This window comes from Reichenbachiella sp., assembly GCF_039969095.1.
GTDB lineage: Bacteria > Bacteroidota > Bacteroidia > Cytophagales > Cyclobacteriaceae > Reichenbachiella.
The window spans coordinates 132302-147904 of sequence record NZ_JBDVOL010000011.1 but is presented as its reverse complement, the minus strand read 5'-3'; the positions used below and the strand labels follow the sequence as shown (position 1 = coordinate 147904).

The window sequence follows — 15603 nt, the reverse complement described above, 5'->3', positions numbered from 1 at the left end:
ACCAATTAATTTCTCTATATGGCGCAATTTATCTAGCTAAAAGGACTTGAATGGCTTGAATCAGTAGCCGGGTGTTGGTCTCAATTTCTTCCAAAGACATGGAGGCAAACCCAAATCTACAAGCCTTTTCAGTATGTTCATATACATCTATTTTGAGACCAAGTTTCAGTTTGTTTGCTGATTCAATCAGTTTGGTGATTTTTACATTTTTGAAAGTTACCCATACAGCCATTCCACCTTCAGGAATTTTAAAATGTATTTCATCTTTCAGCTCCTCTTTTAGCATTGAACAAAACAAATCTCTTCTTGATTTATACGTGTTTACCGCTTTCTTTAGGAATCGATCAATCTCATTGTTGGAAAGCATTTCGGCAAGAGCGCGTTCCATAATAGGGTCACCCAGTTTGTCGATAATCATTCTCAGTTCACCACATTTCTGAATAATGGAAGGACTGGCATACATATAACCTATTCTAATAGACGGAACGAGAATTTTACTGAAAGACCCGATATAAATAATTCTATTATTTCGATCGATGCTGGCAAGAGGTAATATAGGAGAGCGATTGTAATGATAGTCGTAATCGTAATCGTCTTCAATGATGTGGAAGTCATACTTCTCTGCCAATTCGAGTAAGCGCATCCGGTTTTCGACTGGCATGGTCACAGTTGTTGGATATTGATGGTGAGGAGTAATGTACATCGCTCGAATAGATTTACTTTGAGCCTCTTTTTCAACCTTATCCAAATCGAGTCCTACATCAATGACTGGTACTTTTACTAAAGTGCCTCCTGCTTTTTGGATGGCTTTGTCTGCAGAATGGTAATTCAATTGCCCAACTATGACACGATCACCTTTTTTGAGGAGGGTTGCAAAAGCAAGATAGATGGCCATCTGACTTCCTCGTGTGATTAGGATATTATCAATAGTCCCATGGATAGCACGTGTAGTAGAAAGATAAGAAGCTAGGTTTTTTCTTAAAGTACCTTCCCCAAAATAATGATTTCCTAATAGTACGGATTTGCCGATGGCACCCTTCGAAACTGATCTGGCGGTTTTGAGTAGTGAATCGATAGGAGCGAGTCTGTAGTCTGGTGTTCCATCATCTATCACACATTCACTTCTAGGTATTTCATATTTAGATTTGATTCCTGAGGAAAGAGGAACTGTTTCTTTGATGGATTCACCTAAAGGTTGTGACTTTACTTCAGGTAGCGATTCTTTGATGAATGCACCTCTTTTGGGAATGATTTCCATCCAGCCTTGTGCCATTAGCTCGTCATAGGCTTGTAGTATGGTTTTCCTGTTTAATGCTAAAGTCTCCGCCAAGGTTCGACTACCAGGCATTTTAAAACCTTTATGAATTCTTCCTTGCATTATTTCACTGATGATGGTATCAGAGATTTGCAAATAGACAGGACGAGTATCCGTTCGATTGATTGAGATAATGGATTTCCAAGGTAACATAACTGGACCAGTTGTTTTGTGTAAAATGGATTACAATGATAATCCAGCAAGTTTATACTTTTGAATTAAGAATAAAAATTCATCACAATGGAACAATTCGAAAAGACAGCCAAGAACAAGGTGGTAAGAGGAGCTAAAAGAGCTACCTATGACAAAAATCAAGTATTCGACATTCTAGATGCGGGATGTATCTGCCATATTAGTTTTATAATGAATGGGGAACCTTTTATTATTCCAACAGCTTACGGACGCGACGGCGAAACTATATATGTACATGGGTCGGTGAAAAGTAGGACTATGAAAGCAGTAAAAGAAGGGATTCCAGTTTGTATGGCTGTTACTCATTTAGATGGTTTAGTATTGGCTCGTTCTGCATTTCATCATTCTGCCAATTATCGATCAGTGGTACTGTTTGGAACTGCTGAAGAGGTGGAATCTAACGAGGATAAGAATCATGGTTTGTTTGTCATAACAGAAAACATACTGAAGGGCAGATGGGATGAATGCAGAGTGCCGAGTCAAAAGGAATTGGATATTACTTCTGTACTGAAGTTTAAGATAAATGCCGCTTCTGCTAAAATTAGAACAGGAGATCCAGTCGACGAAGCAGATGATTATAATCTTGATGTTTGGGCTGGTGTGTTACCTATCAATAACAAATTTAATGAGCCGATAGCTGATCAAAAATTGGCCGATGGAATAGTCGTTAGTGACGCGGCGATACTTGCATGGCAAAATTCAAACGGATAGATTTGTTATAAACAAATCTTGAGAATGAGTTTGATTAGAAAATTGAATGGCATAACGCCTAAATATGGAAGCGATTGTTGGTTTGCAGAAACCTCGGCTGTGATTGGAGATGTAACCATGGGTCATCATTGTACCGTGTGGTACAATGCTGTGGTAAGAGGTGATGTAAATTCCATTACGATTGGTGATTATACGAATATCCAAGACGGAGCTATTATTCATTGTACCTATCAAAAAGCGGCCACAGTTATTGGAAACCGTGTTTCCATTGGGCACAATGCCATTGTTCATGGTTGTACACTAGAGGATAATGTACTTATTGGTATGGGAGCTATTGTGATGGATCATGTGGTGGTAAAAAGCGGATCCATTATTGGAGCAGGTGCCATTGTTTTAGAAAATACAATCATCGAGCCTAATTCGATCTATGTGGGTAACCCTGCACGAAAAGTGAAAGAAATAGGAGAGAAGGGATTAGGTATGATTGAGCGCACTGCAGATAATTATGTGAAATATGCCGGTTGGTTTCAAGAGTAAGTTATGAGGACACGATTCGCTATTTGTCTATTCTTATTTATCATAAATCATAGTTTATTTGGTCAAACTATGGAAGATCAGGTGACAGTTTATTTGGAGACATTTTTAGCTGAACACAAATCTACTCTTACAGAAAATGAACTAATGGGTACTGAGTGGGCAACTATAGATCTCATGGGTAAAAGCAAGATAAGTTTCGATTCCAATAAAAAATTCAAAAAGGAAATTGACGGCTTTCAAGCCAAAACGAATAAAACCAAAGGACGTTGGTATGTCAATAATGAGTATGTGGTTCTTGAAGTGAAAAAAGCAAAGACACCATTGTATATACTGAAAAATGAAAATCAGATTGTGCTTGTAGATGATGATCAAATTGACGTGCTGAAACAATTACTTACTGAAGCTTCGTACAAGGATGGCGCACTAAAACCCTATAGCTATGATGAGATTTTCACATTCCTAAACGCTTTTACAGTACAATAACAATGATACAAATTGCAAAACCTGAAACCAGTGAATACCATAATTTCTATGCAGGGTATGTAGAGCAAGTGGGTGATCGAGATGTGATTCAGATGATCTCTCAACAAAAAGAAGAATTTATAGCCTTCATTAGTGCCATTCCAGAGGATCGATATAATTATGCCTATGCGGAAGACAAATGGACGATCAAACAATTGCTAAGACATATTATTGATGCAGAGCGTATGTTTGGTTTTAGAGCTATGTCAATCGCTAGGGGAGATCAGTCTAAATTACCTGGTTTTGATGATCAGATGTACGTAAAAATGGCAGATGATTCCAAAAACACAATGAAGGACTTATTAGCTGAATTCGAGTTTTTGAGAGCGTCTCATATTCAGATGATTTCAAATTTCACAAACCAAGCTAACGAGCGTGTTGGCAATGCCAATGGATCTGATATTTCGGTTAGAGCAATTATATTTATAATTGCGGGGCATCTAGCCCACCATAAACAAATCATTACCGAAAGATATTTAGAGCATGTTTGAATTTGACCCTTCTAAGAAGTATCAAAAAACCACCAAATCAAGATCAGTCATCCGTTTTCAGGATTGTGACCCCTTGAAACATTTGAACAACGCTAAGTATTTCGATTATTTTTTTAATGCCAGAGAAGACAAGGTGCCTAAGCTATATGGCATGCAGATGTCAGAAATTTATAAAGCTTTTGACGCGATCTGGGTGGTGTACAATCATCAAATAGCCTACATCAAACCTGCAGGCATGGGCGAATGGGTGAAGATATTCTCAAGAATCATTTGGCACAATCATAATTCAATGGTGGTGGAGTACTTTATGACTGATGATGAAGAAACTGAGCTGAAGACCATGATGTGGACCAAACTACGCTATGTCAATGAAAAAGGGCAATCTACCACGCATCCAGCTAAACTAGTTGAGTTTCTATCTTCAGTTTCGTTTGACGATATTGATTATGAAGACATTGATTTTGATATGCGAGTTCGTCAATTGAAAAATGAAGTAGCAAATTCCGCCATTAAGATTTTTTAAAACCTTGGTTGATCAAGTTGACCGTATGTACAGCAGCAATACCTGCGGTTTCAGTACGTAGTACATTTGCACCTAGGCTAACCAATTCAAAATTTGAAGCGTTGAGAAGTTCTACCTCTTCTGGTGAAAAATCTCCTTCAGGCCCTATTAATATCAAACAATCTGAATTCGGTGTAACTTTTTTTTGCAGTAAGTCTTCACGACCTGTCTCTACATAGGCAGCAAATTTTTGTCCCTCATGATTGTTATTGGCTATGAAGGACTTCAAGTCCATCAATTCATTGATTTGGCACTTCCAGAAGTTCTTGGATTGCTTCATGGCACTGATGGATTTCTTTTCGAGCCGTTCTAAGTTGACTTTTTTTCTTTCAGACCTTTGGGTTTGAATTAATGAAATTTCATCTATTCCCATTTCACAAGCCTTTTCAACAAACCATTCCAGACGATCCATGTTTTTTGTGGGCGATATAGCAATATGAATACGAAAGCCCTTTGGAGCTTTTGATGTTTTAGTCAGGATTTCGAATCCACACTTTCTAGGATTTGGTTCAGTGATTTTAGCCAAATAGGAGTTTCCTTTTCCATCCATAAGAGCGATTTCATCTCCGTTTTTTGCTCTGAGTACTTTGACAATATGAGCTGATTCCTCATTGCTGAGAACGGCGGACTCTTTGGGATTGGGATGATAATAGTAATTCAAAGGATTGCTTTTCGGCTAAATTAATAAAATGTAGAAAGCTAATGAATGCTACACTTTGCTCAGAATTAGTAATAATGTAAAAAATGCTCAAAAAACTGAAAAAAGTTACGATTCAGGTGTCAAAAACACCTGTATAGATAAAAAAATACGAAATCTCACTCCGTATAGACTAAAAACGGAAGGGAATAATTATTTTTGTTCATTCAAATTGAAATATAAACTACATATATAATATGGCGCATTTAAGATTCAAAGCTCTCGATACGGTACAATCCAGAGCACACAGTGAATTCAAATTACCTCAAGGAAAAATCTCTGATTTCTTCGGGGAGTTGGCATTTGGTTCAGACCAAATGAGAGCTTCACTTTCTTCGGAAGTTTTTAAGAAAGTAGATAAAGCCATCAAAAGAGGTAAGAAAATAGATGCGGAGACAGCAGAAGCAGTAGCTGCTGCAGTAAAAACCTGGGCGATGAGCAAAGGAGTTACGCACTATACGCATTGGTTTCAGCCATTGACAGGTGCTACGGCAGAGAAACATGATTCTTTCTTTGATCCATCTAAAGGCATGGAGCAATTCAAAGGAAGTGCATTGGTGCAACAAGAGCCAGATGCTTCTTCATTCCCTAACGGTGGAATAAGAAGTACATTCGAGGCAAGAGGATATACCGCATGGGATCCTAGTTCGCCGATCTTTATTATTGATACTACACTTTGTATTCCTACAATTTTTGTGGCCTACACAGGTGAAGCACTTGACTATAAAGCTCCGTTGTTGAAATCTATGGATGCAGTAGATAAGGCGGCTACTAAAGTATGTAAGTTGTTCGATCGAAATGTGACTCAGGTAACTGCATCGCTAGGATGGGAGCAAGAATATTTCGTAGTGGACAAGGCATTGTATGCAGCTCGTCCTGACTTAGTGATGGCTGGAAGAACAGTATTCGGTCACAACCCTGCAAGAGGCCAACAGTTGGACGATCACTATTTTGGTACTATTACGCCAAGGGTATTTGAATTTATGAAAGAATTCGAATACGAATGTCAGCGATTGGGTATCCCTGTGATGACTCGACACAATGAGGTGGCACCTGCTCAGTTTGAGTGTGCACCTATGTACGAAGAAGTAAACAAAGGAACTGATCACAACCAATTGTTGAAGGATGTGATGGATAAGGTGGCTTTGAAGCACGACTTGAAAGTGCTTTTCCATGAGAAACCATTCGCAGGGTTGAATGGAAGTGGTAAGCACAACAACTGGTCTTTAATTACTGATACTGGAATTAACCTGTTTCAGCCGAGCAGCAGCGCAAGAGAAAATTTACAGTTTTTGGTATACTTAGTATGTACGCTGAAAGCGGTACATGAGCATGCCGATTTGCTTAGAGCAAGTATTGCCTCTGCGGGAAATGATCATAGATTGGGAGCGAATGAAGCGCCTCCAGCTATTATTTCGGCATTTATCGGAGAGCAATTAACTAGCGTACTTGATGAATTAGAAAAGAATAGAGACGTACAGGTAGACAAAGGGGATAACGTATATATGAAATTGGGAATTGATAAAATTCCAGAAATCATTCTTGATAACACAGATAGAAACAGAACTTCTCCATTTGCCTTTACAGGAAATAAATTTGAATTCAGAGCTGTAGGTTCAGATGCCAACGTGGCTAATCCAATGACGGTTCTAAATACGATAGTTGCAGAAAGACTCAACCAGTTTTACACTACGGTAACCAGTCGTATCGACAAAGAAGGAGTAGACAAAAAATTAGCTATTATAGGTGAGTTGAGAGAGTACATTCTTCAATCTAAAGCGATTAGATTCGAAGGTGATGGTTATTCTCAAGAGTGGGCAGATGAAGCTGAAAAAAGAGGATTGTCAAACGTAAAAGATACAGCGAGAGCTCTTGATTTTTATGTGAGTGATGCTGCCAAAGCGGTATTCAAAAACAATAAGATCATGACTGACATTGAGATTGATGCTCGTCATGAAATTATGTTGGAAAACTATATCATGAAGCTTCAAATCGAATCTCGTGTGATGGGTGATTTGGCATTGAATCATATCTTGCCTACCACAATTGCTTATCAAAACAAGTTGATCAAAAATGCACAAGGGTTGAAAGATCTAGGTGTGGACAATACAGAAGTTGTAGAAACGATCAAGCAAATATCTGAATACGCATCAAGTGTGAAATCTAATACTTTGGCAATGATCGAGGCACGTAAGAAGGCTAACGACATTGAAGAAAGTAGAGAAAGAGCTATTGCCTATTGCGATGATGTAAAAGGCGAATTCTTCGAAAAGATCAGATATGCAGTGGACAAATTGGAGTTATTTGTGGATGATGAGGATTGGCCACTTGTAAAATATAGAGAACTATTGTTTATTAGATAATTACATCAAATAAACAGGACTAAGTAAAAGCTTCGAATCATTTCGAAGCTTTTTTTATTTGTACTACTCAAGTTTCTGGGCTTATGATAATTTTGTACTAAACTAATCGAGTGACATGCGATCATTATTAACTTTAGTATCTATCTGCTTTTTCGTTTCCTGTAGCCCAATAAACAAGCAGAACCGAATTAAGAAAACTTTCGAACTAGCTACTCAAAAGCTCAATGATGCCTATTATGAAGATGCCATTGTTTTGTATTCAAAGGTATTGGAAATGGATCACGAGGTGATAGATGCGCATATGAATAGAGGCGTAGCCTATTATGAAACTGGTCACTATGCGCTGGCTTTGGCTGATTATAATGAAGTCCGACAAGCTCGCCCAGATTTCGATGATGTACTATTTAATCGAGCTTATACTTATCTGGCTATGGCAAGATATGATATGGCTTTAGATGATTTGAAAACTTTGAAAAAGCAGTACCCTGATACGGCATTGGTGTATAGCATTCAAGGCTATGTTTATGGTCAGCAAGAAAATTATCAACGAGCCAAGGAAAGCTTTGAGAAAGCTGTATTGAAGGATGGCAAACAATTTGATTCATGGACGAACCTAGGTGTTATGAACTATCATTTAAAAGCTTATGAAGATGCCGAGCATGCGTTTGCCAAGGCTTTGAGTATTCGCGGAAATTCGCCTGAAGCATTGAACCCTTTGTCTCTAGTATACTTAGAACAAGGTAGGCTAGAATTAGCTGACTCCACGATAGATGTTGCCATTTCGCTTATAAAGGATCAACCGTACTTTTTGAATAATAAGGGGTTGATTCAAATTAGGTTAGGAAATTATGAGTTAGCTGATTCTTTAATCGATCGAAGTCTTCAACTAGACTCAACCAACACTTCTGCGAAGGAGAATTTGGAACTATTGAAATCTAAAATTTAGAAATCCCTTACACAACGCACGCTATTCCTATGTGTTTGATTGATTTGATCCGAACTGAGATATTCTTCGCCTGTGTGAAAAGTGATCAATCCTGGTACTTTACCCTTTAGGTCAGGAGTATTCCAGTAGTATCCATTTACACCTATATCAATGAAAGAGCCATCTTGCTCTCCGAATCCTGCCATCATTATATTTAATCCACTTTCACCACCTTCTTTGATTTCAGCAGCTGCGAATTTAACTCCACCATAGGCTGTAGTAAGCATATCCCATTCATCTTGGGTGGATAAGTGCCAACCCGCAGGACAAGCATCCATGGCTGCAGACCAGGCATATAATCGGCCATAGGCATTACAGTATTCTTGGTAATTTTTATAACAGAAGGAGCCTTCTTTTTCAAAATTCAGATTACTTGTAAACCATTCTCTGCTGATAGTGGCTTCATTTATTTCAAACTCCAGAATGACCGTTTCGTATTCCTGTCCATCTCTGGGGTCGTAAAAAACTCCGGTGAGCTCTTGAGCAGAAACGATGCCAAGACTAATTACTGATAGTATGCTGACTAATATTGCTTTCATTTAAGTATCGTTAATTTTTTTAGAATTTTTTACCTCGAAATAGTTTTCCTGTTTTTATCCTCACTTTGCTGTATTTCACCCCATGATTTCCAGAGGTTTTGTGCCCATATCCGTCATGGTCATGACTATAGTGAGAAATGATAAGTTTACCTGATTCTTTGCCTTCTATTTCGTATCTGTAGTCTTTATAAATTTGTTCGGTAGGATAGGTATCGATGATTTCTCTGATTCTCAACCCACCAAATAAGTAGGGGTTTAGATGTTCTTTGAAATTAGAGTCCTTCATATTTTCAGAAAAGTGATTTGATATCTCATCGTCAATCTCTTCAAATTCCTGGTGATCGTATGCGAATTGTACCGTGCGACCATTCCCATGATCTACTTTTTTCAGAATGCCAGCTTGTAAGTATTCCAATGAATAATGTTTTGATTTACCTTCTTCTTGCAGTAGTTTTTCTGGTTGGCTGTAGTTGTAAAAGTCAGAAGGAGTAATATTGTAGAGATCTTCTTCACCATTGTAATATCCCCACAAGTCACGTGCATGGCTCTCTTTAGAAGGGAGCATTATTTCTTCTTCATAAGTGAATTTGTACCCTTTTTCTTGTTCGTCATTTATCATACTTAGGCTATCCAACCTCAGTCTTTTATATAAATAGGCTTCATTACCAAATAACTCCTCATTGAAGTAGGAATAGAATAGTTGACTTGTTGTGATTATGTCACCAGATTTAGAAACTACAATTTCATCGAGTTGTTGTCGACCATATCCCTCAGGTATTTGCGCTAAATATTTGCCATCAGCTAGAGCTGATTTTTTCACTTTTAGCTCGTTTTGATTTTCTTGTTCAGATTTGTTGAATACCACAGTGTAATCACCATTTGTAATGGATTTTAGATAAACATCTCGATGTTGGTTTTCGGATACAATTTGTACGTTTTCTACTCCTGATGGGAAACAATAAGAAGAGTAATGTAGATCCCAAATATCCCCATCATTAATGTTCATTTTATGGCTGGTGCTATTACTAACAAATGGACTACTACCAGTTGAAGTAATGTCATAATCGAATTGAGCAGTGGCTCCTTGAGGAGATTTTACTTCTGTGAGGTACCAGGAAGTAGTGGCTTGATTGAAATGTTCTAAAAAGTGCAGTTTGTGTGATTCGACTTGGTAATCGTAATAATTGTCGAAGGAATTGGTAACCTCCCTGGCTTTGAATGTATAGGAGAAACCTCTACTGTCTGTGGCCGTCCAGAAGTTCTCTTTTATATAAAACCGAACTTGAATTTTCCTGGGCTTGATCATATTAATCTCTATATATTCTTTGTTTGGGTCGTGATCAGGTGTCATTAAAAATTTACCTTTCATGCCCATGATATCAAAGAAGAATATATCAGGATCTGAATCGATTTCTCCTGCACATACTTTTTGATGAAAATTATCATTTTCGTTTTCTTCGCAGTCATCAAAGCAAGGTTTGATATGCTCGAATGGGTACCCTAAAGCATTTTGGGTATCAGTCTCTTCTGTGACAGCAAAGTCGTTTTCTCCTCTGATTATTCTAGTAATAAGACCACCTGTATTTAGATGCCAGCCTAGACCTACCCAAGTAGCTTCTTCTTCTACTTTGATTCCAATGGTGTGATAGGTTAGTGAAATTGGAATGTACAAGTCTTTATTTACCAGTGTCTTGATTGGGTACTTCACTTTTGGGATACCATATTTTGAGCCTATTGGGTGATCACAATATTTGATCAGTGCGGACGCATCAAATGAAGGTGGGATTACTTTATCAATTCTCAATTGCGCCTTAGGTAGATACGGTAATAGAAAAATGAAATAAAGAAATATAGCGGCTTTCATAAGAAGTGCAAGTGAAGAAAAGTATAGTTTGATCAATACTGATAGGTTTGTTTGATTGGTAAATATAATACAATCAACTAAAGCTTAGCTTCAACTATAAAGGAATAAAAAAGCCATCCCGATGGCAATCGGGATGGCTTTCATAAAATTGTCTGAACGACTTATTTCAAAGAGGCAATCAAGTCCTCATTTCTTTTGATATAACCAAAATCACCACCATCAAATGCCTTAGCAGCTTCCATTGATTCTTTCGCTATTTTGATAGCTTCTTTCTTGTTGCCTTGTTTAGCCAAGATTTTTGCTTTTACATGCACATTCCAGAATTGCGTGCTGTTGTCTCCAGTGCTCAAATAAGTATTGACCCAAGCTAACGCCTGATCCAAATCTTTATCAGCTGCTAAATAATATCTGGCAGCAGTCATTAAATTTCTAGGGTCAACAACAGTATTTTCGGCAATAGCCTTCATTACAGCCTCATCGAAAGATACCTGAAGAGGTATATTAACAGCTGTGTTTTCCCACGCCAATTGAATGTTCGCATTTTCACTGTCTTCACTAATGTCTGAAATGTTGTAGGTCAATGTTCCTACAGTTTCCGTTAGTTTAGAAGACTTCACTTTAGCTTTTAAGGCAGCTTTGCTGTCATCATAAGCAGCCATATTTCCTCCTAGTGAGATGTCTGAATAAAAAACTACTTCCCACTCAGATGCACCTGGAGTAGCTAAGAATAGATACTCTCCAGCAGCTAAGTCTTTTCCAGCGATTTTCACATCGTCACTGAATTTCACTGTGGTTCCAGCATTAGCGCCAGCTCTCCATAACTGACCATTTGGAACTAAAACATCGCCGTCTCCGAAGATCTTTCTACCTTTCATTTGAGGTCTAGAGTAGTTGATTTCAATCTCGGTGAGGCCTACAGTAGCCGATACCGAACCTGCGGGACTTGGTGCAGGTGTATTAATTTGAGCAGTTCCGTTAAAACTGATGGCAAAAAGTGCCGCTACGAAACTGAGTTTGAACAGTTTGGTTTTGTACATAATTAAGTTCATTTTGATTGTTAAATAAAATCTATTAGGACTACCATGTCGATAACTTGCATTAAGGCTACTAAAAGCGTTTCAAATGAAAATTGTCTCATGGATTCCATGTAAAATTACGGGGTTTTATACGTTCATCCTGAATTCAGGTTTGCGAATGAAGAAAGATAGTTTAAATATTTTGCCAAACGACTTTTACTTAAGGTCAAATGTATTGGAAGTAGCCAAAGACTTGCTTGGGAAGGTGCTTTGTACAACTATAGACGGACAATTGTGCAAAGGGATTATTGTTGAAGTGGAAGCTTATAGTGGAAAGAATGACAAGGCATGCCATGCTAATAATGGCAAGCGGACACCTCGAACGGAAGTCATGTATCAGGAAGGAGGCAGAGCTTATGTCTATTTGTGTTATGGTATCCATCATTTGTTTAATGTAGTTACAAATCAGGGCGGGTCTGCAGATGCTGTTCTTATTCGAGCGCTTGAGCCTTTAGCGGGATTAGATATCATGGCTTCTCGACTGAACTCGAATAATAAAAAATTGACAAACGGCCCTGGGATTTTAGCAAAGTCCATGGGTATTACAACGCAACTGACAGGTATCACATTTGATGAAAAATTATTGTGGATTGAGCATGGAAATAATGTAAGCCAAAGTCAAATCATTGCAACTACGAGAATAGGAGTGGACTACGCAGAAGAAGACGCGTTACTACCTTGGCGATTCTATGTCAAAGACAACTCTTGGGTAAGTAAATTTTGAAAAGGTATATTTGACATCAAATGAATGACATGGTTAATAAAACTCTCAAAATAGGATTTTCAATATTGTTTACTGCCTTTGAATCATATGCTCAGGACAGTATATATTCAAAATCAAATGAAGAAATCGAAGCTATTACTCAAGAAATAAGATCTACACATGGTGAAGATTCATTAGGGAAATTTTACGATGCCTTCATAGATTATCGCAGATACCAACGCGCAATAAAGAGACTTGAGACCTATCGCACTTCAGAAACGTTGGATTCACTTCAAGAACTGGATTTATCCAATTGCCATCTAACAGAGATTCCTTCTTTCGCCTATCAATGCATCAATATTACCTCCTTAGATCTGAGTGGGAATTCAATTTTAGAATTGCCAGAGGAATTGAATGATTTATCCAAGCTCAAAAAAATCAGATTGAATCAAAATGTGCAGTCAATAAATAAAATTAAAGTTGCAAAACTTACGAATGTCACAGAGTTAACACTAAAAAGCAACGAGCTTCGAACTGTACCGAGAAGAGTAAAACGACTGAAGAATTTGAAATTATTAGATGTGAGTTATAACGATTTCAAGCGCATACCGAATCGTTTTAAACGATTTAAGCATCTTAATTCCTTAGATATTTCTAGGAATGAGGAACTTAAATCTGATTTTAAAATTGCCAAGAAATTAAAAAACCTAGAGGCTTTGTATGCTTCAAGTATGCGGTGGGAACAAATTCCGGATGATGTCTATCAAATGACAAATTTGAATAAGCTGATTGTTCGTGAGAATGAAATCAAACATATTGCTCCAAGTATTTCGCAACTGAGTAATCTAACTGAGCTTTCATTTTATAAAAATGAATTGAGTGAACTGCCTGTTGAATTGTTTGAGCTAAAAGACTTGAGAGAGCTGGATTTGTTTTATAATCAGCTGACAGAAATTCCTGACGAAATTTCTAATTTAACTCAAATGAACAGCTTGTTTTTAGCTTTTAATCAAATCAGCTACTTGCCAGAGTCGCTAGGCAAAATGAATCTCCATCAAATATATATCCATCACAACAATTTGTCGAGTTTGCCTAATTCCATAAGTCTCTTAGATTCTTTAAACACGATTCGTTTCAATTATAATCAGTACACTGAATTCCCTCCATCGTTGTTGTCATTAAAACAGCTGACGTTCATAGATATGAGTAATAATGACATCAAAATAATTCCTGCTGAACTGAAAGGAATGGATGAACTTGAGATTTTGAGTATTGATAAGTTCGAAAATAGCATTGATGATAAAATTCATGCAGATCAAAATGAAGAGGTACTAACTGTTCTTTATGGAAAAGGGGTGAATGTGAATTTTGGAGATCCCGAATAGTACTATAATTACATGAACGGTATTTTTCTGATAGGTGATGTTCTTAAATTGATTGTTAGATCACAAAAAACATTCAAACTATGAACAATTCACCATTTTACTTTCTAATCCTCACATTCATTTTATTTTCATGCCAATCCAAGGAAATCCGTGAGGTTACAAAACCTGATGTACTTCTAGAAATTGATAGAGCATTTTCAAAACTATCACTTGAAAAAGGGATGAATCATGCCTTTGAGACCTATATCGCCAATGATGGAGTGGTATTAAGAAATAATTCGTGGCCAATAGTTGGAAAGGATTCAGTGATCAGTCGACATTTTAGCAATCCCGATTCAACTTTTAGATTGACGTGGGAGCCCATGTTTGCTGATATAGCAAAATCTGGTGATTTGGGGTATACTTACGGTACTTATTTGGTTTCGACTATGACAGGTGATTCGCTTGGAGTAGGCACTTATGTGAGTATTTGGAAGCAACAAAATGATCAATCCTGGAAATTCGTTTTTGATGCTGGTAATGACGGATTGTAACTTTTGGAATCCTTCATTTAATGTCTGGATTCCAGTTATTGAAGTTATAGAATAACACCTCAAATAATAAAAAACACGAATTATAAAACTTATAATTAAAAACTAAAATGAAATCTACCACAACAACATACAGAATGAAAATTGAATATTCTTCGGTAGAATGGCTGAAGTATGGGTTGGCGTCGCTAGCCCTACTTTTTTCTACACTTGATCTTGCAGCCCAAGATCCAAGTCTTTTTTTGCCTGGTAAAGTATCTACGCAATACAAAGAAAGAGACATGACCATATCTCCCAATGGTAATCACTTGCTTTATTCTATTCATAGCTACAATGATGATGCTCGAATCATTGTAGAAATCATGAAAAAGGGAGAAAAATGGGGTGAGGCACAAGAGGTTTCATTTTCTGGTCAATACAAAGACATAGAACCGATGTTTTCGCCAGATGGTAAAAGGCTCTTTTTTGCTTCTGACCGTCCAATGAACATCGAAGATGAATCGAAAGACTACAATATTTGGTACGTGGATAAATTGAAAACTGGATGGGGTAGTCCAGTAGCCTTAGATACATTAATCAATACGAACGGAGAGGAGTTTTTTCCTTCTGTCTCTAATAGCGGCACTTTATACTTCACAGCCACTCGATCGGATAGCAAGGGAAAGGAGGATATCTACTATAGTTTGTTGAAAGAAGGAAAGTATGAATCACCTATTTCTATGGACAGCGCAGTAAATTCGGAAACATACGAATTCAATGCTTTTATTGATCCTGACGAACGTTTTATTGTCTTTAGTTCATATAAAAGAACTGATGGTTTAGGAGGGGGAGACTTATATATCGCCTATCAGTCCAATGGCACATGGCAACCTGCCATACCTCTTGGTGAAAAAATCAATTCATCAAAATTGGATTATTGCCCATTTGTTTCAGCAGACGGGAAGACTTTCTACTTTACAAGTAATAGAAAATCGAAAAAAGCAGCGGCTACTATCGGTGAACTCAGAAGCTTGATGGATAGTCCAGGAAATGGATTTGACGATATCTACAGCATTCCATTCGATGCCTTGCCAAAACAGTAAGGTTTATAGATTTAGTTAAAGAAAAAAGGGCTGAATTGATAAAATCAAA

16 protein-coding genes are annotated in these 15603 nt (G+C 37.5%); 11 read left to right on the top strand and 5 right to left on the bottom strand.

What is annotated here, in order from left to right:
• Positions 1 to 28: 28 nt before the first annotated feature.
• On the bottom strand, positions 29 to 1468 hold the full coding sequence (locus ABJH98_RS09185; RefSeq protein ID WP_348307369.1) for a PLP-dependent aminotransferase family protein: 1440 nt from the start codon (positions 1466 to 1468) through the stop codon (positions 29 to 31).
• A gap of 87 nt (positions 1469 to 1555) precedes the next feature.
• Here ABJH98_RS09185 and ABJH98_RS09180 point away from each other — a divergent pair, with 87 nt between their 5' ends.
• The 5 genes from ABJH98_RS09180 (at position 1556) to ABJH98_RS09160 (ending at position 4291) form a co-directional block, all read left to right on the top strand.
• Positions 1556 to 2218: a pyridoxamine 5'-phosphate oxidase family protein gene (locus ABJH98_RS09180; protein ID WP_348307368.1), complete on the top strand. Its 663-nt coding sequence runs from the start codon at positions 1556 to 1558 to the stop codon at positions 2216 to 2218.
• Between the two features lie 24 nt (positions 2219 to 2242).
• Positions 2243 to 2755: a gamma carbonic anhydrase family protein gene (locus tag ABJH98_RS09175; RefSeq protein ID WP_348307367.1), complete on the top strand. Its 513-nt coding sequence runs from the start codon at positions 2243 to 2245 to the stop codon at positions 2753 to 2755.
• 69 nt (positions 2756 to 2824) lie between these two features.
• Positions 2825 to 3238, top strand: a complete 414-nt coding sequence (locus ABJH98_RS09170) for a hypothetical protein (RefSeq protein ID WP_348307366.1) — start codon at positions 2825 to 2827, stop codon at positions 3236 to 3238.
• A gap of 2 nt (positions 3239 to 3240) precedes the next feature.
• On the top strand, positions 3241 to 3768 hold the full coding sequence (locus ABJH98_RS09165) for a DinB family protein (protein WP_348307365.1): 528 nt from the start codon (positions 3241 to 3243) through the stop codon (positions 3766 to 3768).
• Positions 3761 to 4291, top strand: coding sequence for an acyl-CoA thioesterase (locus ABJH98_RS09160; protein WP_348307364.1), 531 nt, complete (start codon positions 3761 to 3763; stop codon positions 4289 to 4291). The genes ABJH98_RS09165 and ABJH98_RS09160 overlap by 8 nt, the downstream gene beginning before the upstream one ends.
• Here ABJH98_RS09160 and ABJH98_RS09155 read toward each other — a convergent pair.
• Positions 4278 to 4991: a 16S rRNA (uracil(1498)-N(3))-methyltransferase gene (locus ABJH98_RS09155; RefSeq protein WP_348307363.1), complete on the bottom strand. Its 714-nt coding sequence runs from the start codon at positions 4989 to 4991 to the stop codon at positions 4278 to 4280. The genes ABJH98_RS09160 and ABJH98_RS09155 overlap by 14 nt on opposite strands.
• A gap of 233 nt (positions 4992 to 5224) precedes the next feature.
• Between ABJH98_RS09155 and ABJH98_RS09150 the strand changes: the two genes are divergently transcribed.
• The gene (locus ABJH98_RS09150) at positions 5225 to 7390 is read left to right on the top strand and encodes a glutamine synthetase III (protein WP_348307362.1); all 2166 of its coding nucleotides are present in this window, start codon (positions 5225 to 5227) and stop codon (positions 7388 to 7390) included.
• 115 nt (positions 7391 to 7505) lie between these two features.
• Positions 7506 to 8336, top strand: coding sequence for a tetratricopeptide repeat protein (locus tag ABJH98_RS09145; protein WP_348307361.1), 831 nt, complete (start codon positions 7506 to 7508; stop codon positions 8334 to 8336).
• Here the strand turns inward: ABJH98_RS09145 and ABJH98_RS09140 are convergent.
• The 3 genes from ABJH98_RS09140 to ABJH98_RS09130 all read right to left on the bottom strand — a co-directional run bounded on the left by ABJH98_RS09140 (position 8333) and on the right by ABJH98_RS09130 (position 11815).
• The gene (locus ABJH98_RS09140) at positions 8333 to 8914 is read right to left on the bottom strand and encodes an FISUMP domain-containing protein (protein WP_348307360.1); all 582 of its coding nucleotides are present in this window, start codon (positions 8912 to 8914) and stop codon (positions 8333 to 8335) included. The genes ABJH98_RS09145 and ABJH98_RS09140 overlap by 4 nt on opposite strands.
• 19 nt (positions 8915 to 8933) lie before the next feature.
• Complete coding sequence (locus tag ABJH98_RS09135) at positions 8934 to 10814, bottom strand: hypothetical protein (protein ID WP_348307359.1); 1881 nt, start codon at positions 10812 to 10814, stop codon at positions 8934 to 8936.
• A gap of 125 nt (positions 10815 to 10939) precedes the next feature.
• Positions 10940 to 11815, bottom strand: coding sequence for a DUF2911 domain-containing protein (locus ABJH98_RS09130; protein ID WP_348307358.1), 876 nt, complete (start codon positions 11813 to 11815; stop codon positions 10940 to 10942).
• 157 nt (positions 11816 to 11972) lie between these two features.
• On the opposite strand from ABJH98_RS09130, the gene ABJH98_RS09125 reads away from it, so the two are divergent.
• The 4 genes from ABJH98_RS09125 to ABJH98_RS09110 all read left to right on the top strand — a co-directional run bounded on the left by ABJH98_RS09125 (position 11973) and on the right by ABJH98_RS09110 (position 15554).
• Entirely contained in the window at positions 11973 to 12578 is a 606-nt protein-coding gene (locus ABJH98_RS09125) for a DNA-3-methyladenine glycosylase (RefSeq protein ID WP_348307357.1), read from the top strand.
• A gap of 29 nt (positions 12579 to 12607) precedes the next feature.
• On the top strand, positions 12608 to 13942 hold the full coding sequence (locus ABJH98_RS09120; protein ID WP_348307356.1) for a leucine-rich repeat domain-containing protein: 1335 nt from the start codon (positions 12608 to 12610) through the stop codon (positions 13940 to 13942).
• Between the two features lie 80 nt (positions 13943 to 14022).
• Complete coding sequence (locus ABJH98_RS09115) at positions 14023 to 14475, top strand: DUF4440 domain-containing protein (RefSeq protein ID WP_348307355.1); 453 nt, start codon at positions 14023 to 14025, stop codon at positions 14473 to 14475.
• A gap of 107 nt (positions 14476 to 14582) precedes the next feature.
• Complete coding sequence (locus tag ABJH98_RS09110) at positions 14583 to 15554, top strand: hypothetical protein (RefSeq protein WP_348307354.1); 972 nt, start codon at positions 14583 to 14585, stop codon at positions 15552 to 15554.
• The last annotated feature ends 49 nt before the right edge of the window (positions 15555 to 15603 follow it).